We start from the raw sequence: 19,574 nt of genomic DNA, 5'->3' as shown, positions 1-19,574 counted from the left end.
CTAATTATATTTAATAATTTTTACGTAATTGTGCTAATTTAGAAATATATTTTTCAGCCATTGCAGTAACTGTTTCGAAGTCATCATGATCTGCGGCTCCGGTCAAGTTGCTTCCTGTCCCAACAACAACTGCTCCTGCTTTAAACCAATCAGCCATATTATCAAGTGACACGCCACCCGTTGGCATAATGCTAACATATGGCAATGGGCCATGAATTGCATTAATCATTTTCGGTCCTGTTACGCTACCAGGGAACATCTTAATAATATCAACACCGTATGATAAAGCTGTTTGGACTTCAGTTACTGTCATGCAACCAGGTACATATGGAATTTGGTACAAATTACAAATCTTTGCCACTTCAACATTGAAACTAGGACTGACAATAAACTCTGCACCTGCCAAAATTGCAATTCTGGCTGATGTGGCATCTAACACTGTTCCAGCTCCGATTGCAACATTGCTATCCCGATACTTTTGGCTGAGTTCTGCGATTACCCGATCAATTTTGGGAACGGTAAATGTTAATTCAATTCCCTTAACCCCACCTTTAATGACTGCTTCTGCAGTTTTAGTAGCTTTTTCAGGACTTTCTCCGCGAATAACCGCGACAATTCCAGAATCGACTATTTTATTTAGAATAGTTACTTTTTTTATCAAAAAACCCATCTCCTCTACTGATTAGCTTTTAAAAACTCATTTAATTGTTTTGAATCAGGATAACCGTCATTATCACCTTCAGAAGTCACTGCCATCGCACCAATTGCATTAGCAATATCAATTGACTTTTTCAAAGAGTAATCATTTAAAATCCCGTGGATGAATCCAACCGCAAAACCATCACCTGCTCCAACTGTGTCGATAACTTCAGTCACCTTAAAGCCTGGAACAAAACCAGAGTTACCTTTTACATCTTGAAAATAGGCACCCTTGGCACCCATTTTGATAACAACTGCTTGTGTTTTTTTACCTTTTAAGTAAAAATCTGCAATTGTTTTAGGATCCCGACTTCCCATCAATATTTCAGCTTCATTGACGCCAGGCATCACAATCGTTGCATTAGCAGCCAAACGGTTCGTTGTTCGAATCATTGTCGATTGATTCTTCCATAGAGCTGGGCGCAAGTTAGGATCAAAGGTAATCATAATCTGTCGATTGTTAGCAAAGTTCTCGATTTCTAAGAGCGCTTTCATGCTTTCTGGAGACAAAGCGGCAAATATTCCAGTCAAATGAATTACTTTTAAATTGCTGAAATCAATTTTGCTAATTTTTGCAGCGTCAAAATGTGAAGCTGCTGAATCTTTTCGAAAATAGAAAGTATCCGGATCCCCAGTAGAAACTTTGTTTTTGAAATAAAAACCAGTCTTATACTTATCTGTCGATGAAACATAATCAGTTTTTATATGATTTTTTTGAATACTAGTAACAATAAAATCACCAAATGGATCTCTTCCTAGTCTTGATACATAATGCACAACATGTTGCAACTTGCTCAAGCCCAAACAAACATTTAATTCTGCTCCTGCCACATATTTCTTAAAAGTCTCAGCTTTAGCAAGTGGTTGATCCTCATTTTCAGCAGCAAATACGACTAATGGTTCCCCAATTGACAAAAACTCAGGCATTACATTTTAACCCTCCTTCTGTTCACGTGAACATAATCAACTCAACGTCTAAATGATAACACTATAATACTGTTTTGTGTAGCACTTTTTTTGAAAAAATAAAAATTAATGACAACGTTAACCATCAGAATTTAAAAAATTTTTGGATACATTAGAATTTATAGAATTTTTACATGGCGCTTACTTTGACAAAGCAAATTCACATATCAAAAACATATGTGATTAAAAGAACAATCTTTGCAAAAAAAAAGGAACTCATTATATGTAGTATTTGTACCACTTCTCCAAAAATCAAACTAAGAATTCAACTTTTTGAAAATCGCTACAATCTGCATTACAAACAAATTCCCTTAATTGTTCTGCTTGATTAATATATTCTATAACAAATTAGTCATCATAAATTCCGCCAGCTGCTCTTTATCTGGCAATCCTTCATTATCACCAAGATTTTGCATTTGAATCGCTCCAATTGCGCTTCCACGCTGCAAACATTCTCGATCACTTAAGTCTTCTAATTTCGCTGAAACTACTCCCGCTACAAATCCATCTCCAGCTCCGACACGATCAATGATTTCTGGAATCTTAATTGCCGCAACTCTTTCAATCTGATAACTGCCATTTGCTTGACGATGTTTACTATACGAACCATCATCCACTAAGTTGATAATGACCTGCTGTACATTACTATTTGAATTCTTTAAATAATAATCCGCAATGTCTTCAACTGCTGTCTTACCAGTCAAAATCCGCCCTTCTTTAATATTCGGCATTACTACATCACATAAGTTAGCGATTTCATTAGTCCGTTTAATCATCAGACCTTCCGAATCCCAAATTGTCGGTCGCAAGTTTGGATCGAAAGTAATTTGAATGTCCTGCTTCCGTGCCAATTCGATTAACTTCAAAGTAGCTTGATAACCTTCATCACTTAAGCCAGCCAAGATTCCGCCTAGGTGTAGAATCTTAGTCTCACTAAAATCTAAAAACTCTAGTTTTTTCAAATTAATATGAGCTGCAGCACTCCCTTTACGATAATAGTCCGTTTCAGGTCGACCATCATCCGCCAGGCCTTTTAGCATAAAACCAGTTTTCCAAGTTGAACTAGTTTGCAGATCCTTTAGATCTATTTTTTCTGATCTCAACAAATCTTTAATCTGTTCGCCAAACGTGTCGCTGCCAACTTGAGAAATAAACTTAACCGAATGTTCCAATCGGGCTACCCCAATCGCTACATTCAAATCTGCACCGGCAATTCGACTTGTAAAATGCTTAACTTGTTTCAGTGACCCTTTATCTTGGGCAATAAATAATCCCATAGGTTCACCAGCAGTAATCAATTCTGCCATTATTCATCTCTCCTCGTTTTATTAATCAAAAAGTATTTCATACTGCATCAACTTACTTTGAGCAGGTTTCAAAAACAAGTTTCCATCTTTTTTCATCCAATCGATTGGTTCACCAGTGATATCTGGCAAACCATTAAAAGGCTCAATGCATAAAAACGGTAATGGCTGGTCCTCCTTGGTCCAAAGACAAACATTTCGAAAATCTTTCAATTTTAATGAGATACTCTGATTTGATTTGTTTGAAGCAAGTTTAACTTCTCTTACATCTTGGTTAGCAATTATTCTTAATCCTTTACTAAACAACCCTCGTGATAGTTTAACCTGATGTTTGTGCTCTGTTGGTAAAAGTTCTAATTTCCCAGTACGATACGGAAATGGTTTCATCACTATCTCATATACTTGTAATTTATCCTGATTTCCAGTAAATTCTAGATAATAATCATCAAAACTATCTTTTCCCCCAACCAAAGGCACATTAAATGCTGGATGTGAGCCTAATGCAAATGGCATTGTTTTTGAACTAAGATTAGTTACCTTAAAACTGATCGAAAGTCCTGTACTCAACAATTGGTATTTAATCTTTAGCGAAAAATCAAAAGGATACATGAGTTTTGTTGTTGCGTTACTTTTCAATTCAAAAGTTACTGCAGTATCACTTTTTTGAATAACTTCAAACTCCTCATCCGCAGCAAATCCATGTTGCGGCATATCAAACGGTTGATCATCAATTAAATAACTATCCTTATTTGAACGCCCAATCGCTGGGAAGAGTAATGGAGCATGTTTTGGCCATTCCTGACCATTCCAAAGATATTCAGAATTTGTTTTTTTGTTTAAAATATTTGTTAATTGGCTGCCTTTTTCATCAATGTTTATTCGGTAATAATTATTTTCAATTGTTATCATCGCTGCACCTCTATATTTCCGGTTCATCTGGCCATAACTTTTCGTAAGGGTGACCTGTCAACTCTTCAACTACAGCTTTTGTCTCAGGAGTTACATCCTTTTTACTGCCACCATTTTCAAGGCGCTCAATTTCAGCTTTCAATACAGCATGTGTTTGTTTATTTAATTTAAATTTACCAGCCAAGATTAATGCCCATACAATCAAAGCAACTGGTCCGATAAAGAAAATAACTGTAATTCCAGCTTGAATCCCGTGAGGCGTTGATCCAAATGCCAACATTGTTTTTGAATTAAAACCAATCTCTGCTAATAAGATTCCGGCAATCCAAGAAGCAACCGCACCAGTAGATTTTCTAAAGAAAGTCATAACTGCAGCATAAATTCCAGCTCGATCACCACGTGTCATAATCCGATCAACGTCAGGAATGAATGGGAAAACATTCCATGGGGTAAATTCCAAAATTCCACGTGCCAATTGATAAAACACTGAAATAACAATTAAAATTACAATAGGATTTTTAATGTGTAAAAACCATGTTAGGGTATATCCAATCATAGTAATCAAAATTGTGATATAGCTTAATGAATATAAGAATCTCGGTCCGTGAGTAATCATTAATTTGGCTGCTGCTAAAGTTGATAATATTCCAAAAATTGATAATGCTTGTAAGGTCCATGGCAAATCTGCACTAACACCTTGAAATGCACATACAATAAAAGTTGGTAATAATGTTGAATAGAAATCTTTACCAGTAAATGAAAGTAAATAGATTGCTAAATGTTTTCTAAATGATTTATTCTTAAAAGTTGAAAAATAATCTTTAACAGTTTTACTCATAAACTCGGTAATACTCAACTTAGGCCGACTTTCCAACTCTTTAATAAATTCAGGCGTCAAAGGACGTTCCCAAGTACTTCGATATGAAATAAAAATTGCTAAAACAAAGATAATCGTCCAAATGATCCCTGTAATCAGATAAGCATTCGGGTTATTGGTGTGTTTCAAAGCTGCCAACACAAGAAAAACAATTGCTGTCCCAGTAGCCGAAATAAACATCCTTGATCCCGAAAGAACTGTTCTCAAACGATAATCAGTAGTCATTTCTGTTGGAAGTGTTTCCCATGGAATTAAAATCATCGCGATAATCAATTCAATCGCAATATAAACAATCAAATAATAAATCCAATTAGTTGCTTTTACCCAAAATAGTGGAAACACGACCATAAATAATATTCCACCTAATAAAATGAAGAAATGCCTTCTACCAAATTTTCTGCCTAATTTAGTTCGATAAAAGCCATCTGTAATAGCGCCAAAAAACAAAGAGAATAATGCATCGAATATCCTACCAATTCCTGTAATTGCCCCCGCTAAAGCAGGACTGATTCCTTGACTCATAACAAACACGAAAATAACACCAGAAACTATATTATTCCAACCGCCGCCCATTAAATCAGTTAATCCGAAACCTATACCACGTTTTACTGTAATCTCTTTGGGAGTGTAAACCCAGTTAGTTTTCTTTTCCATAATTTAAACACCCTTACTTTCTTTAACTAATCAAAGAATCCGAAATAATGATAAGCATTGTTATAAGAAATATCTTCTACAATTTTGCCCAGATAGTCGTAGTCTTCAACAACTTGTCCGCGTTCAACCCATTCTCCAATTAAGTCACATAAAACTCGTCTGAAATATTCATGACGTGGATAAGATAGAAAACTACGTGAATCTGTTAACATTCCTACGAAGTTAGCGAGTAAGCTTTGCTGTGCCATCACAGTTAATTGATCGTGCATTCCTTCACGAGTATCATTAAACCACCAAGCACAACCTAACTGTAATTTTTGAACTCCTTCTCCCTGAAAACTCTGCATTCCGGTCGCTAATTCCATCCAGTCGTTAGGGTTAGTTGAATATAACATTGTTTTTGGCAAATTTTCCTCTGCATCTGCTAATAACTTCATCATTTCTCCGGCAATTCCACTTTGAGAACCCATTGAATCAAAACCAGTATCTGGTCCTAACTTGGTTGACATTCTTGGATTTGCATTCCGTAAAACATTAATATGGTATTGCATTGTCCAGTTATATTTTTTGTTTAATTTCATCAATGCTTCCAGCAACATTGTTTGATAACCATTAATTTCTTTATCAGATAGATGTTGATTATCTGTTTGTGCTTTAGTAATGATTTCATCAACTTCTGCAATTGAAAGTTTTTCAAAATGATAAGTGTTCAAGCCATGATCAGATAAATGCCCACCCATTGATGCAAAATACTCAAATCGTTGATCCAATGCTGACACTAGTGAAGCAAAATCATGAATTTCAACCCCCGAAACTTCCGCTAATTGCTTAAGATACTCACCGAAATTTCCTTGATTAATTCTAATAGCATTATCTGGACGCATTGCAGGTAAAACTTTGAAACCATTTTGTTTTTCTTCTGCAGCTAATAATTTATGGTAATGTAAATCTGAAGCTGGGTCGTCCGTCGTACAAACAACTTTTACATTGGCATTTTTAATTAAATTACGTGGTTTAAAATTTTCAGTTTGCAATAACTCATTAGCTTTTTCCCAAATTTCAGGAACATTAGCTACTGTAAAAGGTTTGTCAATCTTGAAGAAGCGTTTTAATTCTAGATTTGTCCACTCATATAATGGATTACCGATTGCTTTTTCAATCGTTTTAGCCCATTCGACAAGCTTCTGATATTCATCACCACCACCAGTAATTAAATCTTCTGTTACACCATTGGCTCGCTCCAACCGCCATTTATAATGATCACCGAAAATCCCATCATTCAGCCAAATTCGGGTTAAATTAGGATAGTTCTTGTTCTCATAAATATCTTTAGGATCTAGATGACAATGATAATCAATAATTGGCATTTTTTCAGCGTGCTCATGAAACAATTTTTTAGCCGGTTCACTTGTTAATAAAAAATCCTTATCTAGAAAAGACATTTTTATTCCTCCTCGATTTTATCTATTTTCTTTTTCAATTGCTTCCCACAATCCGTTCAAATACGTAATACCTAATGCTCGATCATATAAGCCATAGCCTGGTCGGCCTTCTTCACCCCAAATATCACGACCATGATCTGGTCGAATATAACCATCAAAGCCAGTATCATAAAGGGCTTTCATTATTTCGTACATATCCAGCGATCCTTCTGATGAAAGATGCGCTGATTCATGGAAGTCACCTTCATTCCCCATAAATTTGATGTTCCGCGCATGAATAAACGGTGCTCGATCTTTTGCTACAAATTCACGAATAATGGCTGGCACATCATTGGCTGGATTCTCACCTAGACTGCCGGTACAAATTGTAAATCCGTTATATTTAGATTCATGCAGTTGTTCAATTGCTAACATATCCTCGCGGTTTTTATAAATTCTTGGTAATCCAAACAATGGGCGTGGCGGATCATCTGGATGCATTGCCATCCGAACGTCACATTCTTCACAAACAGGAATAATTTCGTCCAAGAAATACTTCAAATTTTCTGTTAATTTTTTGGTATCAACTTCGCTGTAGGCTGCAAACAAGCGTTTAACTTCAGCTAAACGTTCCGGTTCCCAGCCAGGTAATACATACCCATTAGAATTATCTTGAATTGATTTCAAAATATCTTCTGGATCGCCTTCAACTTTTTCATGCTGAAATGCCATATCAGTTGAGCCATCAGCTAATTTGTAATGTAATTCGGTCCTGACCCAGTCGAAAATTGGCATAAAATTATAACAAATTACTTTAATTCCGTATTCAGCTAAATTACGAATTGTTTCTTTGTAGTTTTCAATATATTGATCCCGGCTTGGTAAGCCAATTTTAATATCATCATGAATGTTAACAGATTCAATAACTTCTAACTTCAATTTGGCTGCTTCAACTTCATGCTTTAAAACGGCAATTTTTTCCTTTGGCCATACTTCACCCACTGGAACATCGAATAAAGCACCGACAACTTGTGTTGTGCCGGGAATCTGACGAATATCCTTTAATTTAATTGCATCATCATTTGATCCATACCATCTAAAACCCATGTTTTTCATAAATAATCTCTCCTGCCTCTTTTTATTCGGAAAATTCAAATCCCTTTTCAGCAACTGCTTGCCGAATTGTTTTAATAACTGCTTCTGGTCCAGTAATCATCTGTGCAAAGTAATTCTCAACTTTACCAGCCAAACCAATTTCATATAAATCATTGCCAAAAATTTCCTGATTGCTCAAAATCGGTTGTAAATGTTGATGAACATCAACTTCAGTTCCTAATTCAATCTCTTTTACATATGGCTGCAGCTCTGACAACATCGGATCACGGCTTAACTCAAAGTCATTACCGTCATCATCAATCCCCATTAAATAACGGCACCAACCAGCCAAAATTAGAGGAATAAATTCCAAGTCATGAACATTGCGACTATCATCATCTAAATAGTGCTGGATTGTTACACCATAGCGTACTGGAATTTTTTGTGAAGTATCGCTGGCAATTCTTTGCGGAGTATCTGGAATATTTTTGTTTGGTAACCGTTTATTAACTAATTGATCAATAAATTTACGTGGATTCAAAATCTTTGGATCTTTAACAACTGGCAAATCTTCACGATAGCCTAAATTTTTAATCAGAGCTAATAAATCCGGATTCTCCACTTCTTTCCAGATTGAAGTATAACCGAGCAAATTACCAAAAATAGCTAGTGCTGTGTGTAATGGATTTAAGCAGGCCGTAACTTTCATTTGATCAGCATCATTAACTGTTTCACGATCAGCCAATAAAACCCCTGCCTCTTCTAATGGTGGTCTTCCATTAGGAAAATTATCTTCAATAACCAAGTAATGAGTCTCTTCAGTATTACCGAATGGAGCAATATTAGTATGTTTTTCAGTATGAACAATTTGATAATCTTCAAAACCATCCGCTTTTAATCTAGTCGCAACACTTTCAGCTGGATTAGGCGTAATGCGATCAATCATACTCCAAGGGAAAGTGACCTTCTTTGGATTGGTTAAATAATCAATAAAGCCTTTTTCCACAAATCCTTTTTCTAACCAACCTTTGGCAATGGTTAAAATCGCTGCCTCTAAACGCGCGCCATTTTCTGAAAAATTATCCGTGCTAACCATGGCAATTGGTGCTTGATTTCTCAAATAACGAGCATATAGTAAGTGGGCAACTGCTCCCATGTTAGTTTTCGGATGTTTAGTTCCATCAGTAATGTCTGCTTGAGCTGACGCAGTTAACTTGCCATTAATGTCTCGTAAAGCATAGCCTTTCTCTGTAATTGAGAAAGTTGCAAATTGAAGTGTTGGATTTTCAAAAACTTCAGTTAAATACTCCCAACCAGTTGGGTAATCAGCATTATAGTAAGTACTGCGGCCCACACTAGCAATTAATTCTTTCTTTAAACTACCGTCACTCCCCATCGTGACACTCAAAATCCGATTATTGTAAGCATGATAAATATCATCAATAACTTGCTGATCATAGGTTTCAGCTACGATGATGCCACTCTTTAATTTACCTTGATTTAATAATTGTTGAGCAATCACCGAATGAAAACAACGAAATAAATTACCCCCACCAAAATGAACCCAAATTGGATTTTTTTCGGTTTCTTTGATGACTTCTTCTTGTAAATAATTAGGTACTTCAATTCCAGCTGCTTTAAACTCAGCTTGCTTTGTAACGTAATTATCCGTTAGTTTAACCATAATCTCAGCCTCCAAATATCTTGAAATATTTCAAATTTTTCAAACCTCTTGTAAAATCAAACAGACTGTTTTACTATACTAGTGTACTAATATATCAATTGACACTTTTAATGTATACGCTTTCGATTTGAATGTCAAGTCCAAGTTTGATTTTATTTTCACAAATGTTTAGGAGGAATTCAAATGTTACAAAAAAACACTTATACAAATAAAGTTGTTGATGCTGGAGTAATCGCCGTAATTCGCGCACAAACTCCAAAACAAGCACTTGAAATTTCAGAAGCCGTTATTGCAGGTGGTCTGAAAGGTATCGAACTAACCTTTACTGTCCCACAAGTCGACCAAGTAATCGAAAATTTGACTAACAAATATCAAAACACTGATGTAGTTATCGGTGCTGGAACTGTTCTTGATCCGATCTCTGCTCGATTGGCAATTTTAGCTGGTGCTCAGTTTATTGTTAGTCCAAGTTTTAATATTGAAGTTGCAAAAATCTGCAACCTCTATCAAATTCCCTATACTCCCGGATGTCAAACTCTTACCGAAATGCAAACTGCTTTGACTGCAGGTGTTGATATCATTAAACTCTTTCCCGGTTCAGTTGCTGGTCCCCAAATGGTTAAAGCTGCTCTTGCTCCATTACCACAACTCAACATTATGCCAACTGGTGGAGTTAGTTTAGACAATATGGCTGAGTGGTTTAAAGCAGGTGTAATCGCCGTAGGCGCTGGCAGCAATTTATTAAAACCAGCAGAAAATGGTGATTTAGCTGGAGTTACTGTAAATGCCCAAAAGTACGCTGAAAAATTAAAAGAAATTCGCCAAAACTAACCTAGGTGGAGGAAAAATATGCTTGATTTACTAACAGTTGGTGAACCCTTAGTCGTTTTCGCAGCCACTGAAGATAATCAAAACTTAATTGATGCAACAAATTTTCAGAAACATTTAGCTGGTGCAGAATTGAATGTTGCTATTGGTGTTTCAAAGCTCGGATTTTCAACAGAATATATTTCATGCGTCGGCAACGATCCATTTGGTAGTTTTATTAAAAAACAATTGGTTCAAGCTAAAATTGGCACTAGCTATCTATCTACCAGTCAACATGTCTGGACAGGCTTTGAATTAAAAGAAAAAGTAACTCAAGGCGATCCGCACACTTTTTATTTTCGCAGAAACTCAGCTATAACAGAGCTAAGTCCCAAAATTGTCGAACAAATTAATTTTGAAAACATTAGAATACTGCATTTAACGGGTATTTTTGCCGCGCTCTCAGATAAAACCCTCTTAATAGCGGAGAAATTAATTAAAAAAGCACACCAAAACAAGGTGTTGGTTGTTTTTGATCCCAATTTAAGACCAGCTCTTTGGAGTTCCAGTCAAAAAATGATAACCACTCTCAATGAATTGGCATTTCAAGCTGATATTGTTTTACCGGGAATAAAAGAAGGTAAAACTTTAAGTGGATTAGAAAAACCAGAAGAAGTAGCCGATTTTTATCTACAGCATGGAAGTAAAATCGTCGTTATTAAAATTGGCTCCAAAGGAAGTTATTTTAAAAGTTATCAAGGAAAAACTAGATTTGTACCGAGCTTCAAAGTTAATCAAGTAATCGATACCGTTGGTGCTGGAGATGGCTTTGCAGCAGGCATAATTTCGGGGCTACTTGATCAGTTAACTTTAAAAGAAACTATTCAACGAGGAAATGCAATTGGTGCTTTAGCAGTTCAAACAGCTGGTGACAATGATAATTATCCTGATCAACTCGAATTAAAATATTTTCTTGATGAGCATCTATAAAAGTAAACCTTGAATCAAATTGCATGCCCCATAAATAATGTATATACTTGTAATCAAGTAATAAACTTAATGTACTTTACAAGTTACATTATTTTAAGAAGAGAGTGATTTTTTTGTTGAATCCAGCAATGAACCTAAAATTACAAGCTTACGCAGAAATTCTAAAAAGAATTGTCAACACTGAATATCAACCTGGACAACGAATTTCTGAAAAAGAATTAAGTCAAGATTTAAATATCGGTCGAACCCCGATTCGTGAAGCAGTACTCCAACTGCGGCAAGAGGGATTAATCAATGTTATTCCTCAATCAGGCACCTATATCACCAAGATTGACTTGCAAGTCGCAATCAGTGCCCGGTTTATTCGTGAAAGTATTGAAACACGAATTGTTAAAGAAGCTGCTGCGCTAAATGATCCAGCTTACATCAAAAATCTCAATACGATTATTGCTAATCAGAAGTTTTTCTCTCACCAAAAAGAATTTGAAAAATTTTTTGGTGAAGATGAAGCTTTTCATCGCGAATTTTATTTAATGACTAATCACCAACAAGTTTGGGAATGGCTGCAAACCACTAATATGCAGTTAAATCGTTTTCGAATGCTGCGATTAAAGGTAAAAGAATTGGCTTGGGAAAATTTGATTAGTGAACATGCCAAAATTTTAAAAGCAGTTGAAACTCATGATCCCGATGAAGCGGAACGTTTGATAGCTAACCATCTTCATTTGATGCTCGACGAAAAAGATGCATTATTACGGACTTTTCCTGAATATTTCACCAACGTTCCCTCTAAAAAGTAATTAACAGATTGCTTTTCTTTGGTCAATTGCGTATTCTGAAGTTACTATTACTTTTAAAATACTGGGGGAAAATATCATTACTATCTTATATATAATTCGTCACGGGCAAAGTCAGGCTAATGCTAAGGGGATCTTGCAAGGAAGTCAAATTGATACACCACTGACGAGCAAAGGAAAAAAACAAGCTGAAACAGTTGGTGTCCAGTTGAAGCAACAGAAAATTAATTTTGATCTTGTATATGCTAGTCCACTATTACGAGCTGCTCAAACAGCGGCAATCATTGCTCCAAAATTGACCACTGTCTTTGATAATCGTCTAAAAGAATTTGACTATGGTTCTTGGGATGGTGAACTTAAAAAAATAATTTGGCAAAAATTTCCTGATTGTTTTGACTTACGCCACAACTTGTTACCTGGAACTGCCGAAATTAATCATGGTGAAAATTTTGCGCAAGTCACCTTTAGATTGCAGCAATTGTTTGCTGAATTAGTCGAACATTATCCAACTAAGAAAATTTTGATTGCTAGCCATGGTTTTACCATCAAATTAATGCTGAACGCCGTTTTGGGAATCAATCGGCTGTCAAGTTTAAATGAACCAACAAATGCTGGGTTAACTAAAATTGAGTTAACTTCACAAACCCAAACCGTATATTATTTTAATCGTGATTTAACAACAGCTAACTAACCATTTTGAGTCCAACCTTAGTCTAAAAAAAGCTGCGGCAAAATAACTACTTTTGTCGCAACTTTTTTAATTCACTTAAATTCTCGAGCTATCTGGCGGACTGAAACCCCTTGGTTATTGGCCTCTTGTATTACTTGTTTAACTTGCGTATCACTAAATAAGTCAGCATCGACACCTTCTTTTGTTAAATCACGTCGAGCTTGTTTAACTTGTTTGGCGGTTATCTTTTTCAGACTTGCCGCATCAGTTTTGCTACTGCTGCTTCCCGGCAAAAAATCAGTAGCTGATGAATCTGTTGCCGAAACACCACTATCAACATGATAGCCTAGTTTGGTTAAAATTCGATTGTTATATGTTTGTAATTTTTGAGCCTTTTGATAAATCTCACTATAATAAGCCTGTTTAATATTACCATAGCCCAAAATTACGGCTAATTTAGTATTAGAAGCTGTATATTCATAATTAGTTGATAAAATTTTGGCTCGTCGATAAGCTCGTTCAAAAATTGGCAATTCTCTTAAAACTTCTTGCAGTTCAGTTTGTTTAGCAGTAGCTCGACTAACTAAAACCTGCATTCCATCTTGCTGTTGAGCTGCTTTTTGAAATTTCACTTGTGCCCTTTGATAATTTTTTTTCTGGATGGCATGCAATCCTTGGCGATAAAATTTAACTTGCTTTAAATAAATTTGAGCAGTTTCTCCGTCTTTCTTTTTCTTTAATGCATTTTCCAAATCGACCTGCGCCGTTTGATAAGCTTGATCATTAATTGCCGATTCCGCTTGGCTAAGTAATTCTTGATAATATTGATTATTTTCAACATGCTTCGTGTACCCATAACCGATGAAAATTACGGCAATGATTAATGTAATCATAAACCAAGTACGTTTTCTCATAATTCATCCCTCCGTGCTGGCTTTCAGTTAGTATTATAGCATTTTTTACAATAAAAATTTCATCTGACAAACCATTATCAGTTGACCTATCTTACTAAAAAAAGTTAAACTAAGAAATACGATTTTATTCAACACAGCATGTGATGTGAGCTTCAAGTGATCATCTGGAGGATATTCCTTACGAGGCATTGTACTAGCGGAACAAAAAAACTCTATTAGTTGACCCGCGACACTTAGAAACCAACATGTGATATTCAAAAAATAAATAGATTCATTATATATAACCTATAACATAAGGAGCCAACCAATGAATACCGCAACTTTAACCGATATCATCAACCAATTCGGCTATCTAGGAATAATCTTTTTAATCGCTATTGAAAACATTTTCCCACCAATTCCTTCTGAAGTAGTTTTAGCCTTCACTGGTTTTGCAACTATCACAACTTCTTTAAAAATTCTCCCAAGCATCTTAGCCGCCACCCTGGGCGCTGTAATCGGGGCACTTGTCCTTTATGCTCTTGGTCGCTTATTATCAGTTCAGCGACTAGAAAAATTTCTCACCGGGCGCTGGGGAAAATTATTACATTTAAAGCCAGCTGATCTAGAAAAAGCCGCTGCCTTTTTTAATCGTCATGGTGGTCAAGCTGTTTTCTTCGGTCGTTTCGTCCCAGTTGTTCGTAGCTTAATTTCCTTGCCGGCAGGTATGGCCGAATATTCTTTTAGTCGCTTTATTATTTTTACAACTATTGGTACCTTAATTTGGAACACCGTTTTAATTTGGTTAGGCCGGCTCGCTGGTCACGCTTGGCCACATTTTGTGAGTTTGTTTGAAACTTATGGTAAATTCGCGCTTTTGCTAGTCGCCGCGATCCTATTACTTTACTGGCTATTTAGACGCTCGCAGAAAAAATAAGCTTGTTATATCTTAAAGAACTTCCCTCAGTGGATATTAACTGAGGGAAGTTCTTAAGTTAGTTTATTAATTTTAAATTATTTTGCATCATTGGAATAAATATAGTCTCGCGTCATTGGTAAGTTCTTGCCACTCGGTCCCTTAGAAATTAAGAACTGAATGCAATCAATATTGCCAGATTCAAATGATGCTGCACAAGCTTGCAAATATAAATCCCACATTCGAGTAAATCTTTCACCCATCTGTTCCTGAATTTCTGTCCGATGTTGATTAAAGTTCTGATCCCAGTGTTCCAGTGTGTGCTGGTAGTGACGCCGCAACGTTTCTAAATCAAAAACCTGCATTCCAGATTCGATAATATGCTGCAAATTTTCTGTTAATCCAGGAATATAGCCACCTGGGAAAATATATTGATTAATCCAACCGTTATAGGCACCACCTTGTTGACGAGTAATTCCGTGAATCAAAGCTACGCCATCATTGCTTAAATATTTAGCAATCGTGTCAAAATAGGCTGCCAAATTCTCCGAGCCAACATGTTCAAACATTCCAACACTAGTAATGTAATCATATGGCCCTGTTTTTAACTCACGATAATCTTCCAGATAAACCCGTGCATGATCTTCCAAGCCTTCATCTTTAATTCTCTGCTGAACAAATTTATACTGTTCTTCACTTAAGGTTATACCACTCACATCTAAGTTGTATTCTTTCGCAGCTGTCAGCATCAAAGTTCCCCAGCCACACCCAATATCTAAGAATCGTTTTCCTGGTTGTGGATCTAATTTCTTAATAATATGATGCACCTTATTCAGCTGGGCTTGTTCTAAAGTATCATCTGGATGTTCAAAATAGGCACACGAATACGTCATCGTCGAATCTAACCATAATTTATAAAAGTCATTGCCCAAATCATAGTGTTTTTGAACATCATACTTACTATGCTTTTCAGAATGTGACTGTTTCGGTAAGAAACGTTTTAATTTGCTGTCATGAAAGAAACTGTCAGCTGACGCATAGGCCGCATTGATTAATTTTTGGATTGAACCATCAATCTCAATCCGTCCATCCATATAAGCCTCACCCAAAGCAATCGAGGCATTTCGAGTAATTTCTTTAACTGGCACAGCTTCCTTGAAAGTAATTGTAACTTCAGGTTTTCCGTCACCATACTGTTCGGTTTTCCCATCCCAATAAATTACTTTTACGGGAATATTAAACGATTTGCTCAAAAGTGTCTTATAAAATAACTTATCGATCATTATTCATCCGTCCTTTACTTTCATTTTGGATATAAAAGTATTCTAGCACTTTTATGTTATCCTGTCTGAAGTTCTAGCTAATATTCTATAAAAAAACACCATCGTCAGCCTTAACAATGGTGTTCTACTTTAGTAATTCTCAAAGTGCAAGAGCAAATGTTAATAGTGCCACTGCCGCTAACCCCAAAACCACTGCTAATCCCATTGAACGGGTCCGGTAAGCTACTGCAATGACTATTATTGCTGCCAAGATTTTAGCCAAGTTCTCAGTTCCAGTAAAGACATAACCGTGATTTGCATCAATAAAAATATCTTTAACCACCAAGGCAGTAAATAGCGAAACCGGTACATACTTCATCCACTCATTAAACCATAATGGTATTTTACGAGTTGAAAAAATTCTAAGTGGAATAAATCGTGGTCCAAAAGCCACTAGCATCGATAAAAGAATCAAAACTAAATGTTCCGTAGTTTTTGCTGCCATAACTAATTATCTCCTGACTTGCTAATGACTTTTCGACTGGCTTTCGGTTTAATTTTATGTAACAAAAACCCTTTTTGATACCCATGTTTCACCAAATAATCTTCTATGGCAAAACCAAACAAAGACGCAATAATTGTTGATACTACTAATCCCATAGTACTCTTCAATAATCCCATGAAAATAATTGCTAAAATTCCCGCAACAAAACTGACCAGAATAGTTAAACGATTTGCCACTTGCATTACAATCATATATATAAAAAGTGACGTTAAAGCAAAATCAACAATTTTTAAATCAACAGTCAACATATTACCAATTAAACTTCCCACAATATTTGCCATGGTCCAAAAAAGTAGTGAATAATGTTCAACCATTAAAGCGTCTTGCGGAGTCCAAGCCTTATCTGTTGCAAATTTTAAATAATTAACAGCATAATTTTCATCATTTAATGAAACAGCAAAAAAATATAAGAATTTTTTACTAGTATGGTGTAGGTACTGCGAGATACTCGATCCTAACAAAGCATAACGTAATTCAAGGAAAAACAACATAATCAAAATCGTGTGCAACGGTGCATTAACGGTCAACATTGAAGCAATTAAAAACTGTGCACCACCAGAAAATACCAAAACTGAAGCTAAACCTGTCAAAATTGTATTAAATCCAGCGACATTTAGTAAAATTCCACAGGCTAAACCAATTGGTACATAACTTAAACATAATGGTAACGCAATTTTTAAAACCTCTAACCAACGTGGTTCATCTTTTTTCACGAAAAAGCCTCCAAAAAGTATTTAAAAGTTCTCGCAAAGTCGATTATAACATACCCGAGTGCTGTTCAAAGAAATTTTTAAGTTCTTAATTTGCTTTTGAACTCCTATTTTGCTCTTTATTATTAAAGAAAAAATTCTAAAAAGCCAACTAAACTATCCTTTTATGATTAAATTACGAACTTTCAAAAAAAATGAAAAGCTTTTCACTCGAATGGCTGTTAAAAGATAAAAATTATCGATAATAATATTCGGCTTATCTCTTTAAAATTTAACCAATTATTACTTGTTCAGTTGGATATTTATAATTGAAATCTTGTTCCTTTTTTGAAACAAATAATAATAACATGTATAGCATCCCTACTCGACCAACAAACATCAAAATAATGATTACCCACTTGCCAATAATACTTAATCCAGCTGTTATACCTAACGATAACCCTGTAGTACCAAAAGCTGCTGCAACTTCAAATATCAACGATGTCAAAGAATAGTTCTCCGTAATTGATAAAATTAAAACTGCTCCTAAGCACAACAACATTGATAAATTCGTCACAACGATCGCTTTTTGAATATCACTTTGACTGATTCGACGGCCAAAAATATTAACATTCCGGCGTCCACGAATGAAAGCTGCCAGATAAAGCAACAAAATTCCAACCGTTGTTGTTCGAACACCACCACCAACAGAACTCGGACTAGCACCAATAAACATTAACAACGAAAAAATCAATAAAGTACTAGTTTGAAAAGTTTTCAAAGATTCTAATTGTAGACCAGCATTTCGGGTTGAAGCGCTATAAAACATCGCTGTCATTAATTTCCCCGGCCAAGACTCGTCGGCTAACTGCCCTTTGAATTCTGTCAGAAAAATTAAAACCGTTCCAGCGATAAAAAATATGACTGCAAAAAACAGGGCTAATTTGGAAAATAAAGAAAATCTAAAGTGATATTGTTGTGGGTGATGATACTTAAAAGACAGCCATTGTTGAAATTCGACTAACACGGGAAAGCCAATCCCACCAAGCATAATCAAGAACATAATCGTTAATAAAAATAAATAATTATGTCGAAATGGTGCTAATGAGCTTCCGGTAATAGCAAATCCTGCATTGGTTACTGCTGAAACCGAAATATAAAAACCATTAAAGATCGCCGATTTTAAATGAGCTAAGCCGTTTTGCCAAGTAAAATAAAGTGAAAATAGCATGCCAAAAAATAATTGCAACACTAGCATTAAAATGAATACTGAATAAGATAGTCGAACTGTTCCGCTTAATCGCGGTTGATTCATATCAACCTGAATTAGCTGACGTTGCTGCAAAGTAATTTTTCGACCGCTAAGAACCATCACGACTGTTGCCAACATCGTTACTCCAAATCCACCAATTTGAAATAAAAACTCCAGCAAAATTATTCCAGCATGATTGTAAACCTGACTCAATGGAAAAGTTGTTAATCCCGTGACACTAATGGTTGAAACCGCCATAAAAAAAGAATTGAGCAAACTAACATGTACTCCAGGCTTTAAAAAAATTGGTAAATTGAGTAAAAAAAAGGTCAATAGAATCAAAATTAGATAAGCACTGACGACTAGTTGAATTGGTGTTGCTTCCGTCCTTACCTTAGTCTTCAATCTGCTTAAATAATTCATGATCACTACTCACCTTCTACATGTCTAATTGATCAGTTTTAACTTAGCGTAGCTGATAACAACTTTTTGCTTTAGTTCCTGAGCTGTACTTGATTGACTAAACTCAGAATCAAAATCAATGATAGCGGAATTTTTTAGTTGCTTTTCAATGACTCCTTGAAAATGATGTCGATGGAAAACAAAAGATACATGACAGTTCTTTTTAAAAGGTTCCCCCAGCTTGCTTACTTCAATGATACTATTTTTGCCATTACTCTTCTTAGCTGCATCACCCATGCTAATACCTCCTTCTAGCAGTAGCAAATTATCTCAACGACAGTCTGCTAAAACATCTCCGACTAAAAAAGCTGTGATAAACCAGATGCTTTGTTTAGTCCTTTTTCTGTTCCACTTAACAAACCTTAAAAATAAATTCTATACTAAATAATAATTATAAAAGAAGTGTTGCAAATTATTATTTTTAGAAACTACTATTTATTATACCGCATTTTACCTTTGAATGAGTGCCTGATGAAATCTCAGAAACTTAATGATTTACTTTAAGCATTTTTTTTGATAGACTTTAATCATCATATGAACAAGCTGGGGTGCCTGCGGGCTGAGAAATACCCATGAACCTGATCTGGATAATGCCAGCGGAGGGAGCTTTAATTTTCATTACAACCGTAAAGCAATCTACTGGTATACTCTTTTTAGAGTAT

The 19,574-nt window shown here is 35.6% G+C and carries 19 protein-coding genes and 1 riboswitch; of the genes, 5 read left to right on the top strand and 14 right to left on the bottom strand.

Translation table 11 applies throughout. The annotated features are described in order from the left end of the window. Positions 1–10 precede the first annotated feature (10 nt). The 8 genes from G6O73_RS12085 to G6O73_RS12050 all read right to left on the bottom strand — a co-directional run bounded on the left by G6O73_RS12085 (position 11) and on the right by G6O73_RS12050 (position 9,609). Positions 11–658, bottom strand: a complete 648-nt coding sequence (locus G6O73_RS12085) for a bifunctional 4-hydroxy-2-oxoglutarate aldolase/2-dehydro-3-deoxy-phosphogluconate aldolase (protein ID WP_057885382.1) — start codon at positions 656–658, stop codon at positions 11–13. Positions 659–675: 17 nt separating this feature from the next. Continuing rightward, a complete protein-coding gene (locus G6O73_RS12080) occupies positions 676–1,626 on the bottom strand; it encodes a sugar kinase (RefSeq protein ID WP_057885334.1) in 951 nt (316 codons plus the stop codon). Positions 1,627–2,003: 377 nt separating this feature from the next. Continuing rightward, a complete protein-coding gene (locus tag G6O73_RS12075) occupies positions 2,004–2,972 on the bottom strand; it encodes a sugar kinase (protein WP_057885333.1) in 969 nt (322 codons plus the stop codon). A gap of 21 nt (positions 2,973–2,993) precedes the next feature. Next, a complete protein-coding gene (locus G6O73_RS12070; protein WP_057885332.1) occupies positions 2,994–3,878 on the bottom strand; it encodes an aldose 1-epimerase family protein in 885 nt (294 codons plus the stop codon). A 10-nt stretch (positions 3,879–3,888) separates the two neighbouring features. After that, complete coding sequence (locus G6O73_RS12065) at positions 3,889–5,409, bottom strand: MFS transporter (RefSeq protein ID WP_057885331.1); 1,521 nt, start codon at positions 5,407–5,409, stop codon at positions 3,889–3,891. Between the two features lie 26 nt (positions 5,410–5,435). Beyond that, complete coding sequence (gene uxaC / locus G6O73_RS12060) at positions 5,436–6,851, bottom strand: glucuronate isomerase (RefSeq protein ID WP_057885330.1); 1,416 nt, start codon at positions 6,849–6,851, stop codon at positions 5,436–5,438. Between the two features lie 18 nt (positions 6,852–6,869). Continuing rightward, positions 6,870–7,946 carry a mannonate dehydratase gene (gene uxuA / locus G6O73_RS12055; RefSeq protein WP_057885329.1) on the bottom strand — a complete coding sequence of 359 codons (1,077 nt, stop codon included), beginning with the start codon at positions 7,944–7,946 and terminating at the stop codon, positions 6,870–6,872. A gap of 22 nt (positions 7,947–7,968) precedes the next feature. Continuing rightward, positions 7,969–9,609 carry a mannitol dehydrogenase family protein gene (locus G6O73_RS12050; RefSeq protein ID WP_057885328.1) on the bottom strand — a complete coding sequence of 547 codons (1,641 nt, stop codon included), beginning with the start codon at positions 9,607–9,609 and terminating at the stop codon, positions 7,969–7,971. A 183-nt stretch (positions 9,610–9,792) separates the two neighbouring features. Between G6O73_RS12050 and G6O73_RS12045 the strand changes: the two genes are divergently transcribed. The 4 genes from G6O73_RS12045 (at position 9,793) to G6O73_RS12030 (ending at position 12,894) form a co-directional block, all read left to right on the top strand. Next, entirely contained in the window at positions 9,793–10,440 is a 648-nt protein-coding gene (locus G6O73_RS12045; RefSeq protein WP_057885327.1) for a bifunctional 4-hydroxy-2-oxoglutarate aldolase/2-dehydro-3-deoxy-phosphogluconate aldolase, read from the top strand. A gap of 18 nt (positions 10,441–10,458) precedes the next feature. Beyond that, a complete protein-coding gene (locus tag G6O73_RS12040; protein ID WP_057885326.1) occupies positions 10,459–11,406 on the top strand; it encodes a sugar kinase in 948 nt (315 codons plus the stop codon). Between the two features lie 128 nt (positions 11,407–11,534). After that, positions 11,535–12,206, top strand: coding sequence for a GntR family transcriptional regulator (locus tag G6O73_RS12035; RefSeq protein WP_057885381.1), 672 nt, complete (start codon positions 11,535–11,537; stop codon positions 12,204–12,206). A gap of 76 nt (positions 12,207–12,282) precedes the next feature. Continuing rightward, positions 12,283–12,894: a histidine phosphatase family protein gene (locus tag G6O73_RS12030; RefSeq protein WP_057885325.1), complete on the top strand. Its 612-nt coding sequence runs from the start codon at positions 12,283–12,285 to the stop codon at positions 12,892–12,894. Between the two features lie 71 nt (positions 12,895–12,965). Here the strand turns inward: G6O73_RS12030 and G6O73_RS12025 are convergent, their stop codons facing one another. Beyond that, positions 12,966–13,787 carry a hypothetical protein gene (locus G6O73_RS12025; RefSeq protein ID WP_057885324.1) on the bottom strand — a complete coding sequence of 274 codons (822 nt, stop codon included), beginning with the start codon at positions 13,785–13,787 and terminating at the stop codon, positions 12,966–12,968. Positions 13,788–14,094: 307 nt separating this feature from the next. Between G6O73_RS12025 and G6O73_RS12020 the strand changes: the two genes are divergently transcribed. Beyond that, entirely contained in the window at positions 14,095–14,703 is a 609-nt protein-coding gene (locus tag G6O73_RS12020; protein ID WP_057885323.1) for a DedA family protein, read from the top strand. Between the two features lie 77 nt (positions 14,704–14,780). On the opposite strand, the gene G6O73_RS12015 is transcribed toward G6O73_RS12020, so the two are convergent. From G6O73_RS12015 to G6O73_RS11995, 5 genes are all read right to left on the bottom strand, one after another. Further along, complete coding sequence (locus G6O73_RS12015; protein WP_057885322.1) at positions 14,781–15,965, bottom strand: SAM-dependent methyltransferase; 1,185 nt, start codon at positions 15,963–15,965, stop codon at positions 14,781–14,783. Positions 15,966–16,104: 139 nt separating this feature from the next. Further along, complete coding sequence (locus G6O73_RS12010; protein ID WP_057885321.1) at positions 16,105–16,449, bottom strand: AzlD domain-containing protein; 345 nt, start codon at positions 16,447–16,449, stop codon at positions 16,105–16,107. Between the two features lie 2 nt (positions 16,450–16,451). Beyond that, on the bottom strand, positions 16,452–17,222 hold the full coding sequence (locus G6O73_RS12005; protein WP_057885320.1) for an AzlC family ABC transporter permease: 771 nt from the start codon (positions 17,220–17,222) through the stop codon (positions 16,452–16,454). A 268-nt stretch (positions 17,223–17,490) separates the two neighbouring features. Beyond that, entirely contained in the window at positions 17,491–18,873 is a 1,383-nt protein-coding gene (locus G6O73_RS12000) for a TrkH family potassium uptake protein (protein ID WP_083478464.1), read from the bottom strand. A gap of 24 nt (positions 18,874–18,897) precedes the next feature. Beyond that, positions 18,898–19,149, bottom strand: a complete 252-nt coding sequence (locus G6O73_RS11995) for a hypothetical protein (RefSeq protein ID WP_057885319.1) — start codon at positions 19,147–19,149, stop codon at positions 18,898–18,900. A gap of 297 nt (positions 19,150–19,446) precedes the next feature. Next, a riboswitch (TPP riboswitch) is annotated at positions 19,447–19,534 on the top strand. Positions 19,535–19,574: the final 40 nt, after the last annotated feature.

The organism is Liquorilactobacillus nagelii DSM 13675 (assembly GCF_019444005.1).
Lineage (GTDB): Bacteria > Bacillota > Bacilli > Lactobacillales > Lactobacillaceae > Liquorilactobacillus > Liquorilactobacillus nagelii.
This window is presented reverse-complemented; position numbering and strand designations above follow the sequence as displayed.

Excerpts from the sequence above, each read along its gene's own strand:
- G6O73_RS12040 (WP_057885326.1), top strand. The coding sequence starts at position 10,459 with ATGCTTGATTTACTAACAGTTGGTGAACCCTTAGTCGTTTTCGCAGCC.
- G6O73_RS12010 (WP_057885321.1), bottom strand. The coding sequence starts at position 16,449 with ATGGCAGCAAAAACTACGGAACATTTAGTTTTGATTCTTTTATCGATG.
- G6O73_RS12045 (WP_057885327.1), top strand. The coding sequence starts at position 9,793 with ATGTTACAAAAAAACACTTATACAAATAAAGTTGTTGATGCTGGAGTA.
- G6O73_RS12015 (WP_057885322.1), bottom strand. The coding sequence starts at position 15,965 with ATGATCGATAAGTTATTTTATAAGACACTTTTGAGCAAATCGTTTAAT.
- G6O73_RS12025 (WP_057885324.1), bottom strand. The coding sequence starts at position 13,787 with ATGAGAAAACGTACTTGGTTTATGATTACATTAATCATTGCCGTAATT.
- G6O73_RS12035 (WP_057885381.1), top strand. The coding sequence starts at position 11,535 with ATGAACCTAAAATTACAAGCTTACGCAGAAATTCTAAAAAGAATTGTC.
- G6O73_RS12020 (WP_057885323.1), top strand. The coding sequence starts at position 14,095 with ATGAATACCGCAACTTTAACCGATATCATCAACCAATTCGGCTATCTA.
- G6O73_RS12070 (WP_057885332.1), bottom strand. The coding sequence starts at position 3,878 with ATGATAACAATTGAAAATAATTATTACCGAATAAACATTGATGAAAAA.
- G6O73_RS12000 (WP_083478464.1), bottom strand. The coding sequence starts at position 18,873 with ATGAATTATTTAAGCAGATTGAAGACTAAGGTAAGGACGGAAGCAACA.
- uxaC (WP_057885330.1), bottom strand. The coding sequence starts at position 6,851 with ATGTCTTTTCTAGATAAGGATTTTTTATTAACAAGTGAACCGGCTAAA.
- G6O73_RS11995 (WP_057885319.1), bottom strand. The coding sequence starts at position 19,149 with ATGGGTGATGCAGCTAAGAAGAGTAATGGCAAAAATAGTATCATTGAA.
- uxuA (WP_057885329.1), bottom strand. The coding sequence starts at position 7,946 with ATGAAAAACATGGGTTTTAGATGGTATGGATCAAATGATGATGCAATT.
- G6O73_RS12050 (WP_057885328.1), bottom strand. The coding sequence starts at position 9,609 with ATGGTTAAACTAACGGATAATTACGTTACAAAGCAAGCTGAGTTTAAA.
- G6O73_RS12075 (WP_057885333.1), bottom strand. The coding sequence starts at position 2,972 with ATGGCAGAATTGATTACTGCTGGTGAACCTATGGGATTATTTATTGCC.
- G6O73_RS12080 (WP_057885334.1), bottom strand. The coding sequence starts at position 1,626 with ATGCCTGAGTTTTTGTCAATTGGGGAACCATTAGTCGTATTTGCTGCT.
- G6O73_RS12065 (WP_057885331.1), bottom strand. The coding sequence starts at position 5,409 with ATGGAAAAGAAAACTAACTGGGTTTACACTCCCAAAGAGATTACAGTA.